The sequence below is a fragment of the Paenibacillus sp. ov031 genome (assembly GCF_900143165.1).
Lineage (GTDB): Bacteria > Bacillota > Bacilli > Paenibacillales > Paenibacillaceae > Paenibacillus > Paenibacillus marchantiae.
This window is the reverse complement of record NZ_FRDO01000001.1, coordinates 1808898-1830269: the sequence shown is the minus strand read 5'-3', so window position 1 is coordinate 1830269 and position 21372 is coordinate 1808898. Positions and strand designations below refer to the sequence as shown.

Annotated in this window: 17 protein-coding genes; 14 read left to right on the top strand and 3 right to left on the bottom strand. The window is 43.7% G+C overall.

Going from position 1 to position 21372, the window contains the following annotated elements:
* Positions 1–30 precede the first annotated feature (30 nt).
* The 8 genes from BUA17_RS07715 to BUA17_RS07680 all read left to right on the top strand — a co-directional run bounded on the left by BUA17_RS07715 (position 31) and on the right by BUA17_RS07680 (position 10901).
* The gene (locus BUA17_RS07715) at positions 31–1854 is read left to right on the top strand and encodes a sensor histidine kinase (RefSeq protein WP_063563958.1); all 1824 of its coding nucleotides are present in this window, start codon (positions 31–33) and stop codon (positions 1852–1854) included.
* Positions 1844–3379, top strand: a complete 1536-nt coding sequence (locus BUA17_RS07710; RefSeq protein WP_072733136.1) for a response regulator transcription factor — start codon at positions 1844–1846, stop codon at positions 3377–3379. The genes BUA17_RS07715 and BUA17_RS07710 overlap by 11 nt, the downstream gene beginning before the upstream one ends.
* A 117-nt stretch (positions 3380–3496) precedes the next feature.
* Complete coding sequence (locus BUA17_RS07705; protein WP_063563655.1) at positions 3497–5170, top strand: type 2 periplasmic-binding domain-containing protein; 1674 nt, start codon at positions 3497–3499, stop codon at positions 5168–5170.
* Between the two features lie 106 nt (positions 5171–5276).
* Positions 5277–6242, top strand: coding sequence for an ABC transporter permease (locus BUA17_RS07700; RefSeq protein ID WP_063563656.1), 966 nt, complete (start codon positions 5277–5279; stop codon positions 6240–6242).
* On the top strand, positions 6242–7195 hold the full coding sequence (locus BUA17_RS07695; protein ID WP_063563657.1) for a carbohydrate ABC transporter permease: 954 nt from the start codon (positions 6242–6244) through the stop codon (positions 7193–7195). The genes BUA17_RS07700 and BUA17_RS07695 overlap by 1 nt, the downstream gene beginning before the upstream one ends.
* Positions 7196–8752 (top strand): glycoside hydrolase family 43 protein, encoded by a 1557-nt coding sequence (locus tag BUA17_RS07690; RefSeq protein ID WP_072733135.1) that lies wholly within the window; start codon positions 7196–7198, stop codon positions 8750–8752.
* A 51-nt stretch (positions 8753–8803) separates the two neighbouring features.
* Positions 8804–9826, top strand: a complete 1023-nt coding sequence (locus BUA17_RS07685) for an endo-1,4-beta-xylanase (protein WP_072733134.1) — start codon at positions 8804–8806, stop codon at positions 9824–9826.
* An 88-nt stretch (positions 9827–9914) separates the two neighbouring features.
* Positions 9915–10901 (top strand): glycoside hydrolase family 43 protein, encoded by a 987-nt coding sequence (locus BUA17_RS07680; RefSeq protein ID WP_063563660.1) that lies wholly within the window; start codon positions 9915–9917, stop codon positions 10899–10901.
* Between the two features lie 173 nt (positions 10902–11074).
* On the opposite strand, the gene BUA17_RS07675 is transcribed toward BUA17_RS07680, so the two are convergent.
* Positions 11075–12385, bottom strand: coding sequence for an amidohydrolase family protein (locus tag BUA17_RS07675; protein ID WP_072733133.1), 1311 nt, complete (start codon positions 12383–12385; stop codon positions 11075–11077).
* Between the two features lie 159 nt (positions 12386–12544).
* On the opposite strand from BUA17_RS07675, the gene BUA17_RS07670 reads away from it, so the two are divergent.
* A complete protein-coding gene (locus BUA17_RS07670) occupies positions 12545–12973 on the top strand; it encodes a MarR family winged helix-turn-helix transcriptional regulator (protein ID WP_063563662.1) in 429 nt (142 codons plus the stop codon).
* Positions 12974–13041: 68 nt separating this feature from the next.
* Here BUA17_RS07670 and BUA17_RS07665 read toward each other — a convergent pair whose 3' ends face one another.
* Complete coding sequence (locus tag BUA17_RS07665) at positions 13042–14055, bottom strand: alpha/beta fold hydrolase (protein ID WP_072733132.1); 1014 nt, start codon at positions 14053–14055, stop codon at positions 13042–13044.
* 129 nt (positions 14056–14184) lie between these two features.
* Here BUA17_RS07665 and BUA17_RS07660 point away from each other — a divergent pair, with 129 nt between their 5' ends.
* Complete coding sequence (locus tag BUA17_RS07660) at positions 14185–15090, top strand: LysR family transcriptional regulator (RefSeq protein ID WP_072733131.1); 906 nt, start codon at positions 14185–14187, stop codon at positions 15088–15090.
* A gap of 274 nt (positions 15091–15364) precedes the next feature.
* Here BUA17_RS07660 and BUA17_RS07655 read toward each other — a convergent pair whose 3' ends face one another.
* Positions 15365–16264: an AraC family transcriptional regulator gene (locus tag BUA17_RS07655; protein ID WP_072733130.1), complete on the bottom strand. Its 900-nt coding sequence runs from the start codon at positions 16262–16264 to the stop codon at positions 15365–15367.
* Positions 16265–16331: 67 nt separating this feature from the next.
* Here BUA17_RS07655 and BUA17_RS07650 point away from each other — a divergent pair, with 67 nt between their 5' ends.
* From BUA17_RS07650 to deoD, 4 genes are all read left to right on the top strand, one after another.
* The gene (locus BUA17_RS07650; RefSeq protein WP_244552093.1) at positions 16332–17777 is read left to right on the top strand and encodes an MATE family efflux transporter; all 1446 of its coding nucleotides are present in this window, start codon (positions 16332–16334) and stop codon (positions 17775–17777) included.
* A 72-nt stretch (positions 17778–17849) separates the two neighbouring features.
* A complete protein-coding gene (locus BUA17_RS07645; RefSeq protein ID WP_280174350.1) occupies positions 17850–18335 on the top strand; it encodes a sugar O-acetyltransferase in 486 nt (161 codons plus the stop codon).
* Positions 18336–19052: 717 nt separating this feature from the next.
* On the top strand, positions 19053–20489 hold the full coding sequence (locus BUA17_RS07640) for an AcpB/EbpR/MafR family transcriptional regulator (protein WP_072733129.1): 1437 nt from the start codon (positions 19053–19055) through the stop codon (positions 20487–20489).
* Positions 20490–20648: 159 nt separating this feature from the next.
* Positions 20649–21356, top strand: a complete 708-nt coding sequence (deoD, locus tag BUA17_RS07635; protein WP_063563668.1) for a purine-nucleoside phosphorylase — start codon at positions 20649–20651, stop codon at positions 21354–21356.
* The last annotated feature ends 16 nt before the right edge of the window (positions 21357–21372 follow it).

The window sequence follows — 21372 nt, the reverse complement described above, 5'->3', positions numbered from 1 at the left end:
AGTAATGAATGAAGGATGGCGATGGAAGACATGTTTAAGAAATTTCGATTTCGCGGCATCGTGAACGATATTCCTTTGAACTACAAGTTTATGCTGATCTATGTTATCGGTATTTTGCTTCCGATCATAGCAAGCAATTATTTGTTCATGGATCGTATGTCGGGGCTAATTAAGGAGCGGGAAGAGCAGAATCTGCAAATATCGCTGGAGCGGGCGAGAAAGGACATTCACACCATGATTGACGGGGGGATCGCTGTCAGTCACGCCTTAATCACGGACAAGCTGTTGTCCGAATCCATGGATCGTGTATACAAAGACCAATTGGATTTCTACAATACATTCGATGAACAGCTTCGCCATCGAGTGACTTCCTATATTCCCGTGAACAATCAAATCCAGCGGATCGGCATCTACACAGATAATCCAACGATTGTGTCTGGAGGGGATTATTATTATCTGGACAGCTCAATGAACGCCAGTGCCTGGTTCAGACAATGGGAAGCAGCAGGGGAATCACTAAGTGTACTCGCTTATCGCGATCAGGCAGCGAATGATCGCGCGGCGACCTCGTCGTATTTTAGCGTGATTGAAAAAATGGACTATTATAACGCAGACAACTCTTACGAGAAGTTAGTGCGCATTGATTTTTACCTTAATCGATTCTATGACGTTATTGCGAGAGAGAAAAGCTCGCTGGACCTGTATCTGGTCAACGCGAAGAATCAGATTATCGTGTCCACAGATGACAAGTATCAGGGTGAGGTAGATAGTGATTATGCGTTATTTGATACGAGCAAGGCGGCGGACAAGGACCTACATATCGTACCGATTGGCAAGGCCAGCTATGTGAAAGGTTGGAAGCTCATTGGCGTACCTCAGGAAACACGTGTCAAACAAGCGATGCTCTCCATGAAGCTTTATTTCGGCATGCTCGCTGGTATCATTACTTTGGTTACCTCCATCTTCATCTATGTCATGCTGCGCTCATACAATTATCGAGTGAAACGTCTGTCCAGACATATGCAAAAGGTGGGGAACGAGAAATTTGATCTGATCAACATTGATGGGGGACAGGATGAGATAGGTCATCTGATTCGTAATTTCAATATGATGACCGCTCAGATCCATTCCTTGATCAATAATGTGTACAAGCTTGAAATTCAGCAACGGAGCCAGGAGGCTGAGCGCATTCGCGCTGAACTGAATTTGCTGCAAAGCCAGATGAATCCTCATTTTTTATTTAATACGCTCAATGCGCTACTGGTGGTTAGCACCAAAAACAATTATGCGGATGTCAAAGACATTATCAAGGACCTATCCAAGTTGCTTCGCCGCTTGTTGAATTGGAAGGACGATGTGGTCACGCTGGAAGAGGAAATGAGTTTTACGGTCATGTATCTGGGGATCGAGAAGTTCCGTTTTCGAGACAAGTTTGAATATTACATTGATATTAGCGAAGAGGCGAGGCAGTATAGAATTCCAAAAATGAGTATCCAGCAGTTGGCCGAGAATGCTTGCAAACATGGAATTCAGGCTATTGAGGGGTTAGGGTATGTGAAGATTAAAGCGGAAGTTGTGAGCGAACGCCTGCGCGTCGTTGTATCCGATAATGGTAAGGGCATGGATAAGGAACGGCTGCAAGAGGTTCTGTATCATATGCGGAGCAAGGAGGAGAGCGGAGGGAGTAACATTGGCATACGTAACGTATATCGCCGTCTTGAATTGTATTATGACGATAAAGTGGATTTTAACTTGGTGAGCAGAATAGGAGAAGGGACAGAGGTCTCCTTCGAAATTCCATTGCAACTGTTAGATCATCAGGGTGAAGAAGGAGGTAAGGACAATGGCATTTAGAGCGCTGCTGATTGATGACGAGCCATGGGCGCTAGAGGGCTTGCAGCTGTGGATTCCATGGGAAAGTCTTGGCTTTGAGGTATGCGCTATGTGTGGCAACGGTGCGGAAGGGTTGGAACGAATGGAAGAGTTACAGCCGGATCTTGTCATGGTTGATATTCAAATGCCAATTATGAATGGGCTAGAGATGATTGAAGAATGGCGACGTAGAGGAAACTGGTCGACCAAGTTCATTATTCTTACGGGGTACAGCGATTTCGAGTTTGCGCGAAAAGCGCTTAAATTCAAAGTTTCCGGTTATCTGTTAAAACCATTGGATGAGGAACAGGCGGAGTCCGAGATTCGCATGATGGGCATGGAACTGATGAAGGAGCAAGAGCAGCTTTATATTGGGCAGATTGCATTGAGAGAGCAGGAAATGTTGACGATGAAGCAGGCTTTATTAGGCAAAGTGCTGTCTGCTGAGGGTACTCAATTGATGCAGTCCCTTTCCCAGTCAGCTGAATCCTGGATTGTATGCCTGGTTCAGGTATCGGAGAAAGAGTTTGGCCGGTGGAGCAGTCTTGCTTCAGAGATTCTGAACGGACGGGATGTCCTCTATATCATTCGTATGCGAAATGCTCTTGTATCCATTGTGTTTGGCGATGTTTCCCCCGGACCTCAGAGAACGAGCGGAAATTTTAGAAAACAATTAGAAACACTGGCTCGCCGTCTGGCGGGCTTTCGTACATATATGGCGATTGGCTCAACCGAATCCTCTCTTCATCACATCAGCAACTCCCGCATAACAGCAGAGAAGGCGTTGCTGCACGCTTTTTATGAAGCGGAAGAGAACAGCATAATGGATTATGCCGATATCCAGAACCACGATTTTCAAAGGCATAACCAACAGGTTGAACTGATCGAGCGAGTACTGGGAGCACTTCAGCTCATTGATTACGCCAACTACCAGTCCGCTGTGGAGTTTATTGAGCAATCCTTTCGACAGATGCGGGTCCACCCGGATGAAGCCCGAAAATTTGTGATTTACCTTCTTCATGAAATTCGTGCTTACATGAGGGCGCAAATGGCAGAAGATTCAGAGAATTACCGTATGTTCGAAATTCCGGAACTGGATGAAGCACTGTTAACCCTTGATGATTTGATCGGCATGCTGCATTCGTGTGGAAGAGTCTGCTTTGAGTTTTTGCTTAAAGAGAGCGTCTTCGAAGCGCAAGGTATTGTACAGGAAATCAACGATTATATTCATACGCATTACCAGGAGGGATTGACTATTAAGTTGCTATCGGAACGTTTCTTCCTGCATCCGGCCTACTTGGGACAACTATTGATACGCAAAAATGGAATCGGCTTCAATGAACTGCTTCATAACCTGAGGGTTGAGGAGGCATGTCGGTTGCTACAGATGAATCAGTACAAAAATAGCGAGATCTCGGAAAAGATTGGATACGCCAATTACCATCATTTTTTAAAGCAATTTGAGAAACGTATGGGCATGTCTCCTAACGAGTACAAGAAAACCTGAGCTTTTCTCGGAAAGAGCTATAATTCGAATATAGTTTCCATAGAGATGTAAATTTATAATTAAATTATTCAAATGAAAGGGCTTTCATATAGTGAGATCAAACTTTGGAGGTGCTTTATGGGGGACAGTAAAAAATCATTCTTCCGTATGGGGGCAACACTGTTATTGTCGTTGAGTGTTGTGCTAGCAGGTTGCTCAGGCGGCAATTCAGGCAGTGGAGAAGAGAGTAGTAAAGGTAGTGAGGTGGGGGCTGACAATCCGTTAGAAATCTCGGTATTCCTGAACGAGGCCGGACAACAGCCAACCGCTGACAACAAAATCTACAAAAAAATCAAGGATGAGCTTGGCGTTACATTCAAATTTGAATTTTTGGCTGGCGACAAAAACCAAAAGCTTGGCGTTATGATTGCCGGAGGAGATTATCCGGATCTGATCTCTGCGGACACCAAACTGACAGCAGCCGGTTCGGTCATTCCGTTGGAAGACCTGATCGAGGAGCATGCGCCTAATCTGAAGAAGCATTATGAGAAGTACTGGAACCAGATGAAGGACCCTAACGATGGACATATCTATTACTTGCCCAACTATGGTGCATACAACGGTGAGGTGTCGGACACCTACTACAGCGGACCTGCCTTCTGGATTCAGAAAGCCGTGTTGAAAGAGTTTGGTTATCCTACGCCAAAAACATTGGACGAGTACTTTGACTTGATCGCCAAATACAAGGAGAAGTATCCCACGATCGACGGCAAGCCGACCATTGGCTTTGAAGTATTGAACTATGACTGGAAAAACTGGGGGTTGTTGAACCCGCCACAGCATTTGATTGGTCATCCGAATGACGGGGGAGTCGTTGTAAACGACGGCAAAGCAGAGATCTTTGCAGACAAAGATTATGCCAAAACCTACTATGAGAAACTTAATGAAATTAACGGCCAAGGCTTGCTCGACAAGGAGGCTTTTGCACAAAACTACGACCAATATATGGCCAAATTGTCCAGTGGGGCAGTACTCGGCATGTTCGACCAACACTGGAATTTTCTCAGCGCGGAAGATTCGCTCATAACTCAGGACAAAATTGAACGCACGTACGTCGGCTTCCCGCTGGTATACGACAGCAGCACGAAGGACTACTATCGCGACCGCGCGGCGCTCAACCTGAACAATGGTTACGGCATTACTGTAAGTGCCAAGGACCCTGTGAAAATTATTAAAGCGCTCGACAAGCTTATGGAAGAAGATTGGCAAAAGACACTCACTTGGGGCATTCAGGATGAAGACTATTACGTGAATGACGAAGGCCGTTTCATGAAAACCCAAGAGCAGCGCGACAATGCCGCAGATGCGGCCTGGAAACTGGCCAATAAAGCAGATGCTTTCTATGGAACCGCACCGAAGATGGAAGGTTACTTTAGCGATGGCAACGCTACTTCAGCAAGCAATCAGCCGGAAGAATATCAAGCCAGCTTGAGACCGTTTGATAAGGAAGTTTTGGACGCCTACGGTTTCAACAGCTATGTGGATTTCTTCAGTGCTCCACCAGAGAATCCGGTTACTTACCCGGCTTGGTCCGTCGATCTGGTTGAGGGATCTCCAGCCAAAATTGCCAATACGAAGCTGAACGAATTATCAACCAAATATTTACCGAAAGCGATTTTGGCTAACACATCCGAATTCAGCAGTGTATGGAGCGAATACGTTTCCGAAATTCAAAAGCTGGATATCAAGGCTTTCGAAGGCCGCATCAATGAAGTATTGCAGTGGAGAATCGATAACTGGTCAGTGAAATAAGAAAATGCTGTCAGGAAGGAGGGCTACCTTCCTTCCTGATTTTTTTAAAGAACATATCGCTGGACGTTATTCCTTTCAATATAAAGATGGATAGGAGCCTGATATTATGGAGGAAATTGTAGTGGGTACCAAGCCGCTCCGACCGAAGAAAAAACCGAAAATTAGGCGGATTACTTGGCAAAATATCAAAGCACAGAGACAGCTCATATGGATGTCTGTTCCTCTGCTTGCGTACATTATTATCTTTGCTTATGTGCCTGTCTGGGGCTGGACGATGGCTTTTCAGGATTACAAACCAGCCAGAAGTTTCTCGCAGCAAACGTGGGTAGGGTTCAAGCATTTTCAATTTTTGTTCACGGATGACAATTTCTTGCGCGTGCTTCGTAATACGCTTGCCATGAGTATCATCAACATGATTTTGGGTTTCGTTACCGCTATTGTTTTGGCATTGTTACTCAATGAAATCAAGAAGATCATGTGGAAGCGGACGGTACAAACCATCTCTTATCTTCCTCACTTCTTATCATGGATTATCGTTACCGGCATCGTAGCGACATCGCTTGCTTCTGACGGCATTGTCAACGATATCCTCATGAAACTGCACTTAATCAACGAGCCGATCTTGTGGCTGACGGAAGGGAAATATTTCTGGGGCGTTGTTGCAAGTTCTCATATTTGGAAAGAAGTCGGATGGAGCACCATTATTTATTTGGCGGCCATGGCCTCTATTGACCCGGCACAGTATGAAGCAGCCGATATTGATGGAGCCAATCGATATCAAAAAATGTGGAATGTCACCTTGCCAGGAATCAAGCCTACCATTGTCATCCTGCTGATTATGTCGATTGGACATATTCTGGAAGCCGGCTTTGAGGTTCAGTATTTGCTGGGCAACGGACTCGTTGTGGACTGGTCGGAAACGATTGATATCTTTGTGCTCAAATACGGGATTGCACAGGGCAACTATTCGCTCGCAACTGCAGGCGGAATATTCAAGACCGTGGTCAGCATTACGATGTTACTTGTAGCGAATTGGACCGCCAAGCGGCTTGGGGAAGAGAGGCTGTTATAATGACGAAAAAAACACCATTGTCTGGTTTAGGAAATACAGCGGCGCTTTCCGTACGCCGCCCAGGTGGCAGAGGCATGGAACCGTTTCTGTTCAACACCTTTAACACCATCTTCATGGTTCTGCTGGTGATTGTGACGTTGTATCCATTTTTGAACACAATTGTGGTTTCGTTTAATGCAGGGAATGACACCATTCGAGGAGGCTTATATTTGTGGCCCCGCGATTTCACCATGCAGAATTACAAAGCCGTATTTGCATCAGGCACAATTTATAACGCATTTTTGATTTCCGTTGCACGTACAGTACTATCCACCGTTCTGAACATTTTCTTGACCACCATGCTCGCTTATACGCTGAGTCGGCGCGATTATATTTTCCGCAAGCTGATTACGACTATTTTTGTACTCACCATGTATTTCAACGCAGGGCTTATTCCGGGATACTTCCTGATGAAGGACCTGCACTTAATCAATTCATTCTGGGTATATGTTTTACCATCGCTGATTAGTGCGTTTAACCTGATCGTCATTCGTACTTATATATACACGATCCCCGAAAGCTTGATTGAATCTGCCAAAATTGACGGAGCAGGAGATTTCAGAATTTTCTGGAGAATTATTTTTCCACTGTGCAAGCCTGTGCTGGCGACCATTGCGCTCTTTGTCGCAGTCGGCGCGTGGAATTCCTGGTTCGATGCTTTTCTGTACACGTCATCACGTCAGGAGCTCAGCACACTGCAATACGAACTGATGAAGCTGTTGTCTTCCAGTATGAATGCCAACAGTAATCCTTCCGTTGCCAACGGCGTGGGGGTGGAGCATTCAACACAGGTAACTCCAATTTCCATTCGTGCTGCAGTTACAATTGTCGCTTCTGTTCCGATCTTGCTGGTGTATCCGTTTATGCAAAAATACTTTGTCGTTGGACTAAATGTAGGGAGTGTGAAGGAATAGATGAAGCAGCTTCAAGCTAATACGATCTGTTATTCCAACCCGATCCTTCCTGGATTCTATCCGGACCCCAGCATTGTGAAGGCTGAAGAATTTTTTTACCTCATTTGCAGTTCATTTGAGTATTTTCCCGGAGTGCCGATGTTTCGGAGCCGGGATCTCATTCACTGGGAGCAAATCGGCAATGTGTTGGATCGGGTCAGCCAGCTTGATTTGACCGGACGGAAAAGCTCAGACGGCATTTATGCTCCGGCACTGCGTTACCATGAAGGTACATTTTACATGATTACGACAGATGTGAGAGGCATCGGCAATTTCTACGTGACGGCAACCGACCCTGCTGGCCCCTGGTCTGATCCAATTCGTATTCCATACGGTGGAATTGACCCATCGCTGTTTTTTGACGACGATGGCAAAGTGTACGTGACCGCACAACAAGGTGCCGATTACGATTCTCATGCCATCCAGTATGAGATCGACATCGCTACAGGTGAGGCTCTCTCTGAACCACAAGTTGTCTGGCACGGAGATGGAGGGCCATGGACCGAAGGGCCACATCTGTACAAAATCAATGGATTGTATTACATGATGTCTGCTTCTGGTGGGACGGCCAAGGATCATCGTGAGATCATCGGCCGAAGCGATCGACCTTATGGTCCGTTTGAACGCTATCCTGAGCCGATCCTGACCCATCGCCATCTGGACCATCCGATCCAGTATTTGGGTCATGCCGATCTGGTGGAGGATCACCACGGAGACTGGTGGGCCGTTTTCCTTGGCGTGCGTTTGACAGAGGAAGGATATAGTGTGCTTGGACGTGAAACCCTCCTCGCCCCGGTCGTTTGGAACGAGGGGTGGCCCCACATTGACAACAATGAAGGAATAGTGAGTCTGGACATGAAGGTCCAGCGATTGCCAATGACATTACCTTCTTTGCCCGGGAGCCATACTGCCATCGTTGTCGGCCGGGACGAATTCGACGGAGAACTCGGGTCGCAATGGATGTTTGTGCGCAACCCTACAGAAGGAGCATGCTCGCTTACAGAAAAACCAGGTTACCTGACGTTGTATGGGCAAGATGGAAGTCTTGAAGACGTGGGTCAGATCACGTTTGTTGGCCGCAGGCAGCAGCATATTCATGCCAGCTTTACGACCTGCCTGACTTTCATGCCAGTTGCCGATGGAGAAGAAGCGGGATTGTGTGTTCGCCGGGATGAGGATGCACACTATGAGATTGGCATAAGACGGTTGAACGGACGAAACATTCTCTTTGCTCGCTTGACGGTGCGTGGAGAGTCGAACTTGGTTCACGAGAGCGAGACTGTAACGGAGCGGCTGTCGCTCCGAATCGAATCGACAGATAAGGAATATAGGTTGACTTGTTCCGAGGACGGACAGAACTGGACAGCCTTGGGTTCAGGCTCGGCACGTGCCATATCACCGGAGGACTTTGTGCACAAAATGTGCTTTACTGGAGCGGTGGTTGGACTATATGCTACCGGCAATGGTAAGGCAAGCAGCACACCTGCCCATTTTGATTGGTTCGAGTACTCGGTCTGATTCAGTTGCTAATAAATCAATGCGAAGAAGGAAATTTAGAGGAGGGAAATTATGGGTTCGTTTCGAGAAGAGGCTTCACTGAAGGAATTGTACAAGGATGCGTTCCACATTGGAGCAGCAGTGAGTCCGAAGACGATTGACAGCCAGCGTTCATTGCTCGCCTATCACTTCAACAGTCTGACGGCAGAAAATGAAATGAAATTCTCCAGTGTGCATCCGCAGCAGGAACGGTATACGTTTGAGGATGCGGATGTCATCGCTTCCTTTGCCAGAGAGCAGGGCATGGCGCTGCGAGGTCACACGCTGGTCTGGCACAACCAGACTCCGGATTGGCTGTTCGAGAATGAAACTGGCGAACTGGTGGAGCGCGATGTATTGCTGGAGCGATTGAAGGCGCACATTGAGACCGTTGTTGGCAGATATAAGGACGTTATCTATGCTTGGGACGTTGTAAACGAGGTTATTTCCGATGAAGCGGATGATGCAAATGCATTCCTGCGCCCATCCAAATGGCTGGATATCGCCGGAGAGGATTTTATTGCCAAAGCGTTTGAATTCGCGCATGAAGCAGATCCGCAAGCGTTGTTGTTCTACAACGATTATAACGAATCTGATCCACATAAGCGGGAACGCATCTATCGGCTGGTCCGTTCATTACTCGATCAAGGCGTGCCAATTCATGGCGTTGGTCTGCAGGCGCACTGGAATCTGTATGATCCGTCCTTGGATGATATGCGCGCAGCAATTGAGCGGTATGCGCAGCTTGGACTGCAGCTTCAGCTCACCGAACTGGATGTATCGGTATTTCGCTTTGAAGACAGACGTACAGATCTCGTTCAGCCATCGCAAGAGATGCTGGAATTGCAAGCCGAGCAATACGAATCCATCTTCCGCCTGCTCCACGAATATAAGGAGCATATTAGCGCTGTGACATTCTGGGGGGCTGCCGACGACTACACCTGGCTTGACAATTTCCCTGTTCGAGGGCGGAAAAACTGGCCATTCCTGTTCGATGAGTTGCATCGTCCAAAGGAAGCGTATCAGCGTGTTGCGCGAATCATTGTACCCAAGTGACATGAAACGGATCAATATCGATTCGTTTAACCCACAGCATCTCGAAGAGATACTTGGGAGTACATATCTATTGGAAGGAGCCATTTGTATGTCTGAATTACCTAAACCGCATCAACCTATAGTTACCCATATATTTACTGCTGATCCGTCAGCGCATGTATTCGAGGATCGTATTTATATTTATCCTTCCCATGATCTGGATCACGACGGTCCGGTGAATGACAATGGAGATCAGTACAAGATGGAGGATTATCATGTACTCTCTATGGCGGACATGAATTCAGCCGTGACGGACCATGGCGAAGCTCTGCATGTGAAGGATGTCCCTTGGGCGTCCAGTCAAATGTGGGCTCCGGATGCCGCATACAGAAAAGGCACCTATTATTTGTTTTTCCCGGCTCGGGACCATGATGGCATTTTCCGCATCGGCGTGGCTACATCGTCTTCACCGACAGGGCCGTTCAAACCGGAGGAGCAATATATTCAGGGCAGCTTCAGCATTGACCCCGCTGTGTTTGTAGACGATGATGAGCAGGCTTATATGTTCTTTGGCGGGTTGTGGGGGGGACAGTTGGAGAAATGGCAGACAGGAAGCTACGTGGAACATGCGGAAGGCCCTGCTCCAGATGCTCCGGCGATCGGCCCAAAAGTTGTAAAGCTGAGTGAAGATATGCTCTCGATGGTGTCGGAGCCGCTGGAGTTATCCATCGTGGATCAGGATGGAAAGCTGCTGACCGCTGGGGATGAGGATCGCAGATATTTTGAAGGCCCTTGGATGCACAAATATAACGGGAAATATTATTTGTCCTACTCCACAGGAACAACGCACAAGCTGGTGTACGCCATTGGCGACAATCCGATGGGTCCGTTTACATTCCAAGGTACCATTTTGCCGCCAGTCATGGGCTGGACAACGCATCATTCGATTGTACAATTTCGGGAAAAGTGGTATTTGTTCTATCACGATTGTTCCCTTTCTGGCGGCGTCGATTACAAGCGCTGCGTAAAGTTTGCTGAGTTAACGTACAATCCGGATGGCACGATTCGCATGATTGATCCGTATCCAGACAAGTGAAATGGATGTGAATAGGACGGTAACCCGTATCCTTTTACCTATAACTGTAGATCCTGAAGAGCCCTAGAGTGAATACGCATTTCAGGGCAAGGATACGGTTTTCAAAGAGGAAAATGCTTAAAACTCCGTGCCAAAGCACGGAGTTTTCCAATATACGGGCAGATCGAATGGGATTAACCTAGTTGCTGCGAACCATTAAACCACACGGATTTGATCGACAAGGTATCCGAAATATTAGTTGTTGGATCACCGTCCACGAGAATAAGATCTGCGCGCGCACCTTCAGTAATACGGCCGCGATCATGGAGACCAAAGCAACGAGCCGGTTTCGAAGTGGCTGACTGAAGAGCTTCCATCGGAGTGAACCCAGCCTTCACCAGCAGTTGCATTTCGTGGTGGACACTTGCCCCATGAGCAAGGCCACCGAGGTTTGGAACGGGAACCGGCGCGACATCCGTCCCTACCAGAATATCAACTCCGGCTCGGTGAAGGTCCATCAAATGTTTAAAGCTGTTCTCCATATTGCCTTGTGGGAACGTATTGAAGCTTGAGTTCAAAATATCAATCCAATCAGAATTTAATTTGGAATGAACACGCGGATCATTGGCCAATTCGGATGCCGGATTACCGATAATCGACGAATTCAACACCAAGCACGGTGTAACAAAAGCGCCTGAAGCTGCTATGGATTTCACTAACTCGGAGGTGTACTCGGGTCTGTCGATAAACAAGTGGCCCAAACCGTCGACTCCAAAATCGATGGCTTGTTGCGATGAAAGAGCCGTCAAGACGTGGGCGATGACCAGCTTACCGGACTTGTGGGCTTCTGTCACGGCTGTTTTTAGAATCTCGTCACTTAATACAGGCAGTCCAGGTGCACCCATGACCGTACCTTCTTCAATCATGATCTTAATATAGTCGGCCCCATTCTCGACTTGGGTATGCACATGTTTAATCGCTTCTTCGACGGTTGTCACTTGCGGAATTTCATCGTGATCGTGAGCGTATGCGGCTAACATTGCTTCCCGATCTGCCTCCGATAACTTCTCTAGTTCCTTTAATACGAATTCAGGTATTTCATCTCCATCCGGCAATAATTCATCCGGATGGCCACCCGGAGCGGTGATTGCTGTGCCAGCAGAACGGACATCTGCGATGTCATTCACATTTTTCAACTGAATTTCGCGCCCTCGTTTAGTAAAATCACCGTTCATTTCGAGTTCAGTGGTAACGCCGAATTTTAGCGCATCTCGTAATCCGCCGATGGAAGTGTGGACATGTGCATCAATCAGACCAGGCATTAGAGTCGCATTTTCTCCATCGATAATTGTTGCATCCGCCGGAAGGTCTCCACCGACTGAAACAATAGACTTCCCTTTAATGACAACATGTCTAGGCGCAATGATTTGCTCCCCATCAAAGATACGTACATTTGTAATCACTGTAACTTGTTCTAACGCAGCATTTTGAGTTACCTTCTCCATTTGAATTCCTCCCAAGTGTTTGTTTATCGAACAATTCGAATCATAACTGTTAGTCTACTAACTGTCAATGAGCTAATGTTTTTTTTGACAAGTCAATAGGATAGCTGTATAGTTTATTTACTTACAATTAGATTCCTAACAATTACAGGAGGGAAGATTATGAAATCCCGAAAGGAAACACCTTATCTGGATTTATTTCAGATTATCGGTCTTAAGTTAAAGAAAAGAGCGGACGAGAGTATAAAAGAGCTGGGCTTAAACGCTCAACAAGGAAAAGTAATCGATTATATTTACGAAAACCAAAATAGTCATATTATTCAAATGGATCTTGCAGATCGGTTTCATCTAAGTCGGGCCAGCATTACAAGTATGCTTCAAGCTCTAGAGCAAAAAGGGTTAATCGAGCGTAAAATCCCGGCCAATAATGAACGGCAAAAAAACATATACGTATTGCCAAAAGCGATTGAACTGATTGAAGATTTTCAAGACTCTTTCCAAAAGGTGGAGGAAGAAATCATTCAAGTCCTTACCGACGAAGAGAAGCAAGTATTAAAGAAATTGTTGATCAAAATCAATGAGACTATATAAAGAAGACACTTCCCTATGAAATGATGGCTGATTAAAAGGTTTTAGTCCCACTGAAAGTCCCTATTTAATTAGCCTAATTCCAAAAATCGCTTTAGATGACTATCTATAACGAGTGAATCCGCTTCGTTTGCACCGATTCCAAAGCAGTGTCCCCAATTGGATTCTATGGGTTGAAAAACAGCATTCGACATATGTTGAACGTCATACCTACTATCCTCTGGAGTGAAAAACAAATCACTTGATCCCGGCATAACGAGTGCAGGAGAGGAGATTTTACGTAATGCCTGTTCGAAGTTGTACTGGTCGACGGGATTATCGCTAATGTCTCCACTTATTCCTGTACGTAACATGGCAATCAAGTCATTCGCATCAAAGGACAAAAATACTTGGTCCCAGTATTCTTCTGCATAATGTTTCAATGAGCTGTATCCCTCGGATTGATACAATCTCTCCAAATAGTATGAATTTGAAAATCCCCAAGGGGCATAAACTCTCCCCATCGCTGCGAGACCGTCAACAGGTGGTTGCTTGTAAAGTCCTCTTTCCCATTTTGAATCCGCTTGTAGTGCTGCGATCATACTCTGGAATACCAGTTGTGCTAGCGGCCTCGTTTTCGCCGTTCCGCCAAATGGTGCAATACGTTCGACCATTTCAGGATAACTTGTTCCCCATTGAAAAACTTGCATTGCTCCTAGAGACCAACCCACAACTAGCTTGATTTTGCTGATACCGAATTTTTCAGTCATGAGTTGATGTTGAGCACGTACATTGTCATACATAGAGATGAGAGGGAAATTGGATTTATCAAAAGGAGCGGGAGTATTACTGGGAGAGGACGATAATCCGTTACCCAACATATTGGGCACAATGATAAAATATCGATTAGGATCTAGTGCCTTGTTCTCTCCAATTAACCATTCATTATCGGTGTGAAGACCAGCAAACCAAGTCGGATACACAATAACATTGTTTTTTGCGGCATTTAAGGTACCGTAGGTCTTATAAGCAATAAATGCTTGAGGGAGTTGCTGACCAGATTGAAGCAATAGATCTCCAAGGGGATACGTTTCATAATCTTTCATTGATGGATGCTCCTTCATAACCAAATTAGTAATAACTTGATTTTCACTCTACAATACGCTTATCATCAATTCAACGAAACGTTTTTGAAGGTAACATTCAATTTTTTTGAACAAAGAAGGTGTTCGATTATGGAAATACGTCAACTAAAAACCTTTTGGACTCTGGCTTCTACACGCAGCTTTAGTCGGACTGCTGAACTATTGAGCTATGTACCATCTACCATAACCATGCAGATCAAATCCTTGGAAGAAGAGTTGGGCGTAAAATTGCTGGATCGACTAGGCAAAAATGTCATGTTAACGGATGCCGGCCAACAATTCTTGCCTTATGCTACTAAAATCCTGAACGATGTAGAAGAGGCCAAGTGTGTATCAAGTCAGCACGGGGAAACGACAGGAACGGTTACTATCGGGGCAGACGAAGTTCTTTGTGCATACTTTCTTCCTGCTTTGTTCAAACGCTTCCGGGAGAACTACCCAGACGTTCGTCTTTTGTTTCGTCCCTTGTCCGGACAAGAGCTTAGAAACAGCCTAAGAGAAGGACTTACAGATGTGATATTTGTATTGGATGAATTCGTTGCAGCCAAAGATCTTCATTCAGAATTTTTGAAAGATGAGTATTTTAAAATGGTGGTTTCTCCAGATCATATGTTAGCAACGCACTCCTCATTGAACATTGATGACTTTCACAAACAGCATTTTTTGTTGACTGAAAAAAACTGTTCTTATCGCACTCCTTTTAACCAGTCCTTATTGAAAAAAGGAGCCGATGCATTGACAGAACTGGAGTTTCATAGTGTAGAAGCAATTAAACAATGCGCTGTGGCTGGTCTTGGAATCGCCCTGTTACCTGAGATGGCTTTAAAGGAAGAATTAAGAGAGGGGAGACTAGTTGCTTTACCATGGGATTTATCGGATGTATCCTTTTCCGCACAGATGCTCTGGCATCGTGAGAAATGGATTTCTCCATCAATGGCTGCCTTCATCGATATCGCAAAGAGTGAGTTAAAAACGGAAGAAGTATCTGGCTCATAAGAGGGAGAACACCAAGAACTCCAAAGGCAACGCCCATGAAAGGAATCTAAGGAGGGTCGCGTTAACCCGAGAACAGATACGATGAAAATGAAAAAAAGATAAAGATGGTCGCTAATTCAGCGGCTTTTTTGTTTTATTGCTACAAGTTCTTTTCCCACGCGAGGGAAGATCGCTAACACTGGAAAATCTTTTTTTAGATACTGGTTTGCTTGGCGGGACAGAACTGAACTTTAAATCGTGTTGTTAAAAGGTCCACTGTAAGTAATTTATAGGTTTAATTCTCCGTTTTACTTAAGCCATTTTTGTCGCTTTTTCGATATGCTAGCGGAACTAATCCTATGTGCTTGCGAAAAAGGGATGAGAAGTAGCTCACACTTTGAAAGCCGCAGGCAAGTGCGATTTCACTCACAGATCTTTTAGTTTCCCTCAACATCTCACAACTTTTATGAAGGCGGTATCGAGTTAGATAGTTGTTGGGAGTTTGACCCACGTATTTATTAAATAAAGTACAGCAGCGGCTTCGACAAACGGCTCCTGAGGACGCAATGTCTTCAAGAGTTATTTTTTGCTCGTAGTTTTGATGAATGAATCGAGTCATTTGCTGAATATTTGTCCATAATTGCACATCGTGGCTATCTCCCACCTTCGGTTGCAAGTGATCTCCAATACCAGCACATAAAGATAAAGCCTGAGAAGTTAAGCGGAACGGATTTGGAGCAAAGCTATTATGCATTTCAGCATAGATCGCTTGAATGGATAACAATATCTCGTGCTGCCAGGAGATCTGTTCTGCTAGTAATACAAAATCATCCATGTTTGGCCCAAACTTCTCTTCCCAGTAAGCTCGTATGAACGAACCTTCCCCGATAAGAGAGGAATGGATCACTATAACGATAAATGAACAATTACAATGACTGTGAGAAAAACCAAAATGCAAACGATGGCTATTCACAAAAATCCCATTTCCTTGCTCTAATTTAATGGTCTGTCCGTTAACAGAATACTCCATGGAGCCTTCCAGAATGTAAATGAACTCAACATCCGAATGCCAATGAGCGGCAGCTGCAAAATTATCAAATTCATTCAAGCTTCCTCTCCGGACATACAAGGGTAGGTCAGGTAGATTATAATTCAATCTTTCCGATAAATCAGAAAATACCTCTAAATTTTTCATCCAACAAAGTGCCTCCAATAAATATACGATTTTGACAAAAGTATAGCCAATATTTATGGAAAGGACAATGAATTTATCCTATCTTGATAATATGGATACCAACAGAGAGGAGTGGATGTACGTTAAAAAGAAAAAGCGCATACAGTTAACTACTCCTATGACGCGAGATTTTAATAAGGAATTAATCACGCTTGTCATTCCCATTGCATTACAAAATCTAATCTCAGCCACAGTTATTTCAGCTGATGTAGTTATGTTGGGAATGATTAGCCAATCTACAATGTCGGCCGTATCGCTAGCGGGACAAATCACCTTCGCATTAACATTGTTTTACATGGGAATGGCTACGGGAGCAGGGGTTTTGACTGCACAATATTGGGGGAAGAAGGATGTACAAACCATACAGCGTATTCTCAGCACTGCCTGCTTGTTCTCATTTAGTATCTCTATTTTGTTTTTTTTAGTATCTTTTTTATATCCTGAAACGTTAATGCGTTTTTTTACAAATGATAGTGAATTAATTCGATTTGGTTCAATATTTCTAAAGATGAATTCGTTTTCTTATCTTGCAATGGGCATTTCACAAATGTATCTTAGCGTGATTAGAAGTATGGAAAATGCAAAACTAAGCGCTTGGATTAGTTCACTATGTTTAATGTTAAACATTTTGTTTAATGCGTTATGCATCTTTGTCCTTTTCCCAGACAGACCTGAAATGGCAATCATGGCGGTAGCTCTTGCTACAGTTTTAGCTCGGTTTATTGAGTTGGGCTGCTGTGTTATATATTCAGTGACGAGAGGATCAATTCGTTTTCGTTTTCCCAAATGGGATGGAATTCAGCGCAATCTCCTAAAGGATTTCCTGAAATACACCATGCCTGTGCAAGGCAATTATATTGTTTGGGGAGGGGCACTAACTGCGACTGCCGCAATTATTGGACATGTAAGTGCTGATATGGTTGCAGCGAATTCTGTTGCATCCGTGGTTAAGAATTTAACCATTGTGCTGTGTGGAGGTATTGCTAGTGGGGGATCTATATTGGTTGGGAAATATCTAGGTAAAGGGGAGATCGACAAAGCAAAACAGGTGGGAAGCAGAATGAATCTTTATGCTTTACTATTTGGCATAATAGCAGGATGTACAATTATCCTGATAAAACCGCTTGTTTTCTCCGTAGTAAATCTAAATGTCATTTCTCAAAACTACTTGGATGGAATGTTATATATCAGTGCATTTTATTGTATTGCTAAATCCATTAATGCCACTAATATCTCAGGAATATTTACTGCAGGTGGTGACTCTAAATTTGGCTTTTGGTGTGATTCGATTGTAATGTGGGGTATTATTTTACCGCTTGGTTATCTCTGTGCTTTTGTCTGGCACGTATCACCCCTGGTATTATATATCGTCATTAGTTTGGATGAGATCATTAAGTTGCCATTGGCATTTTACCGTTATCGCCAATTCAAATGGCTAAATAATATTACAAGGACTTTTTCACCAGTAGGTTAAGAAATAGACGGTCAAAGAATGTAAGGTCAACTAAAATAAATAGATTAGATTAAATTCAGAGGAGACTAAGGCATGAATATTACAGAACGAATGGCAAGCCGACAACTGTTTACGGATCACGATGCGAATTATCCACAGGAAGCTTCTGATCTGGCTCGGGCGCGTCAACGAGGAAAGGCACTATGTTATGAGATCAATCGCTTACATCCCGATGATATTGAAATGCGTAAGACTCTGATGGAACAACTTTTCGGTAGTATTGGTGAAAATGTTTGGATGGAACCTCCTATTCGGATGTCGTATGGATCAAACACTACAGTAGGCAACAATGTCTATATCAACTTTAATTTAACTGTTGTCGATGACTATAAAGTCACGATTGGAAACGATGTCATGTTTGGTCCAAATGTCACGATTGCTGTAACCAGTCATCCAGTACACCCAGAAAAGTGCAAAGAAGGTGGAATGTTCGCCCTACCGGTAGTCATCGAGGATGGCGCATGGATCGGTAGCTGCGCTGTGATTGTGCCAGGAGTTACTATTGGTGCGGGTAGTTGATCGGTGCAGGAAGCGTGGTAACCAAGGATATTCCTAGTAATGTTATCGCTGTGGGTAATCCCTGCAGGGTCCTTCGTGAAATCACCGATCATGACAGAGAGTATTACTACAAAAACATGCGTTTCGACCAAGTCGAATGGTAGTGGATAACCAAGCAAATAATCAAATCTAACGTGGGCCGACTTAGACGTTACCTGGTAAGGAGAGAATATGGAAGAATGATGCCATTCATTGTTGAAATCATTATATCTGTATGTATTTTGATTGGATTATATTGTGTAGTAGGTAGGTTATTGGAATCCCCACGAGTTGTCAGTTACGCAGAGCATTTAGAAGAACAATTTGAAAGAAATCTTAATCTTTATGAAGACAACACAAATTGAATATTAAAGTATAAGATCTATAGATATAAATTGCTTTTATCCCCTTTTCGTAGACAAGAAAAAAAAGACATCTGTTAAGATGGACTTAATCTTGTCTAGCGGAGGGGATTTTTTTATGGATAAAAAAGGAAAATTATATCCATGGTGTGGCCGAAAGGGTCGACTTGTATATGGATTGAACTAACGCATTGGATAGTTTAAGCTTATTCACACTGGTTTATCATAGATCGTATTTAAATACATTAAAGAGCCGATTCTTTTCTTATGAGGGAATTGACGTTTCATTAGCCAAAAACACGGTGACATTCAAATCACATTGAAATAGGGTGGAAACATGGATAAAGGATTTACATTAGCTAATCAACTATTAACGCTGCTTGATACGGAACAAAGATGGTTTACTTTAGCTGAAGTTGAAAAAAGTTTAGGTATCTCCGATAAAACCATACGTAAGATGGTTGAGGAAATCAGCAAGCAATTACCCCCTACGGTAACCATAGAAGTTTCTAGAGGAAAGGGAATCGTTCTTCGGCGCGATGGGCGAAGTGAGACGATGAGTGAAGTGATTTCTTCAATGTTCAGACAAACCATCTTTTATCGACTGATGAATGTTTTGTTCACGAATGTGGATCGACTGTCCGTGGAGGAGCTTGCCGGAGTCATGTTTATGAGTACCTCGTCGTTGAAGAAACTGATCGTGCAATTAAATAATAATGATCTAAAAGCGTATAAGTTACGCATTACATATTCAACCCCGATGATCAAAGGGAATGAAATGAATATCCGATATTTCTATTGGAAGTTATATTGTGATGCGTATGAGTTCACAGGATGGCCCTTTGCGAATGTCGATTTTGCATATATCAATCAGTTAATCACAAATACAGAGAATGAGAAAAATATTGTGTATTTTATCAATTCCAAACGGAGATTATCTTTTTTGTTGGCCATTGTTGTGGAAAGAGTCGCTAAAGGGAAATACGTAAAAATCGACGAAAGTGCTTACCCTTGGGAAAAGGGGATGTTTTATATGCCTGTGAAGACCCTCGCCAAGAGTCTTGGAGAGAAGCTTACCATTGATTTTCCCCATAGTGAAATTTACTTTATGCAATCCCTGGTCAGTCTCAGCCAATATCATTATTATGAAGGATCAGAAATAACGCCGATGAAAGAAGTTGAATTGCATAAGGACAAAGAAGAATATCAAATGGGTAATCTGCTTCTAAGGCTACTAGCCAAAGTATACCCTAACTTGGAAATGGAAGAACGATTTCTATTGGAGATATACGCATTCTTTGACAAGTTATTAATCGATAATGCAATTCCTGAATGGATGATGATTTCACAAAGTAATTTAACGGCTTATGTTCAAAAGGAATGCCAACAGCTTTATCAAGAACTGCAAACCTGCATGCAAACGTGGAGTAAAGCTTATCCAGCCGTCTTGTACAATAATTTTCATTTAACCAAGCTAACCTTAATTGTTCGTTCCAATTTACGTTATAAAAGGAAAAGGGCCTTCTTGGTGATTGGAGAAGAATTTTCAATTCGTCATTACATAGCGGATTTGATCAAGAAGGAAATTGGGGATCAGCTGATCATCATTACTTCCATAATGAAAGGGCTCTCCGACGAAATGATGCAGCAACATCAGATTGATTTTGTCATTAGTAATATCCCTGTTGCATTGCAGACCGTGCCTGTTGTTATTATCTCTACGATCCCGTCTAAAAGAGATCTGGACAATATTCGTAAAGAATTACTTTTATAATTTGATCAATTATTTCCCGTATCCTCCGTAAGATTTTGGTCTAGTTTGTTATGCTGAAAAATCTTATGCTCAATGTACTTTCCGAACAGATTTTCTTGAAGGCAAGCGGAAGAGATTTCGGTAAGCCTGAGTTCAACATTGAGAGTAGGAGGCAGAAATATGAGTAGGCATTTAGGCGCGAAAAAAGGAGAAATAGCGGACATCGTTTTGCTTCCAGGAGATCCTTTACGTGCAAAATTTGTAGCAGAACACTTTTTAGATGAGGCCAATTGTTATAACGAAGTAAGAGGCATGTATGGGTACACTGGATTATACAAGGGGATACGGGTATCAGTTCAGGGGACAGGGATGGGAAATCCATCGATGAGCATCTATGCAACGGAATTGATTGTCGATTATGAAGTGAAGAAATTGATTCGTATTGGTACATGTGGCGCGATGCAGAAAGAAATTAATATCCGCGATATTGTAATAGCCCAATCCGTGTCTTCAGATAGTAATATGACGGATAAGATCTTCCATGGCTGTAATTATGCACCTACAGCAGATTTCTCATTGTTAATGAAAGCGTATCAACAAGCACAAGCTAAACACGTAAATGTCTTTGTCGGCAACATCTATAACTCCGATGAATTCTACCGTGAGAGCTTAGATCGACTTCACAAGTTTATGGATTTTGGTGTATTAGGAGTTGAAATGGAAAGCACAGCCCTATATACGTTAGCCGCTAAATATGGCGTGAAAGCGCTATCTATTTTGACAGTAGGTAGTCAATTGTTAACACAGGAGCACTTAACTCATCAAGAAAGTGAACAATCATTTTATGAAATGGTCGAAATCGCTCTTAACACAGCCATTGAGAGCTAATCTACCGATAAGAGTA

Bases quoted from the DNA above. Each gene is read 5' to 3' on its own strand.
- BUA17_RS07715 (WP_063563958.1), top strand. From the start codon at position 31: ATGTTTAAGAAATTTCGATTTCGCGGCATCGTGAACGATATTCCTTTG.
- BUA17_RS07710 (WP_072733136.1), top strand. From the start codon at position 1,844: ATGGCATTTAGAGCGCTGCTGATTGATGACGAGCCATGGGCGCTAGAG.
- BUA17_RS07705 (WP_063563655.1), top strand. From the start codon at position 3,497: ATGGGGGACAGTAAAAAATCATTCTTCCGTATGGGGGCAACACTGTTA.
- BUA17_RS07700 (WP_063563656.1), top strand. From the start codon at position 5,277: ATGGAGGAAATTGTAGTGGGTACCAAGCCGCTCCGACCGAAGAAAAAA.
- BUA17_RS07695 (WP_063563657.1), top strand. From the start codon at position 6,242: ATGACGAAAAAAACACCATTGTCTGGTTTAGGAAATACAGCGGCGCTT.
- BUA17_RS07690 (WP_072733135.1), top strand. From the start codon at position 7,196: ATGAAGCAGCTTCAAGCTAATACGATCTGTTATTCCAACCCGATCCTT.
- BUA17_RS07685 (WP_072733134.1), top strand. From the start codon at position 8,804: ATGGGTTCGTTTCGAGAAGAGGCTTCACTGAAGGAATTGTACAAGGAT.
- BUA17_RS07680 (WP_063563660.1), top strand. From the start codon at position 9,915: ATGTCTGAATTACCTAAACCGCATCAACCTATAGTTACCCATATATTT.
- BUA17_RS07675 (WP_072733133.1), bottom strand. From the start codon at position 12,385: ATGGAGAAGGTAACTCAAAATGCTGCGTTAGAACAAGTTACAGTGATT.
- BUA17_RS07670 (WP_063563662.1), top strand. From the start codon at position 12,545: ATGAAATCCCGAAAGGAAACACCTTATCTGGATTTATTTCAGATTATC.
- BUA17_RS07665 (WP_072733132.1), bottom strand. From the start codon at position 14,055: ATGAAAGATTATGAAACGTATCCCCTTGGAGATCTATTGCTTCAATCT.
- BUA17_RS07660 (WP_072733131.1), top strand. From the start codon at position 14,185: ATGGAAATACGTCAACTAAAAACCTTTTGGACTCTGGCTTCTACACGC.
- BUA17_RS07655 (WP_072733130.1), bottom strand. From the start codon at position 16,264: ATGAAAAATTTAGAGGTATTTTCTGATTTATCGGAAAGATTGAATTAT.
- BUA17_RS07650 (WP_244552093.1), top strand. From the start codon at position 16,332: ATGAATTTATCCTATCTTGATAATATGGATACCAACAGAGAGGAGTGG.
- BUA17_RS07645 (WP_280174350.1), top strand. From the start codon at position 17,850: ATGAATATTACAGAACGAATGGCAAGCCGACAACTGTTTACGGATCAC.
- BUA17_RS07640 (WP_072733129.1), top strand. From the start codon at position 19,053: ATGGATAAAGGATTTACATTAGCTAATCAACTATTAACGCTGCTTGAT.
- deoD (WP_063563668.1), top strand. From the start codon at position 20,649: ATGAGTAGGCATTTAGGCGCGAAAAAAGGAGAAATAGCGGACATCGTT.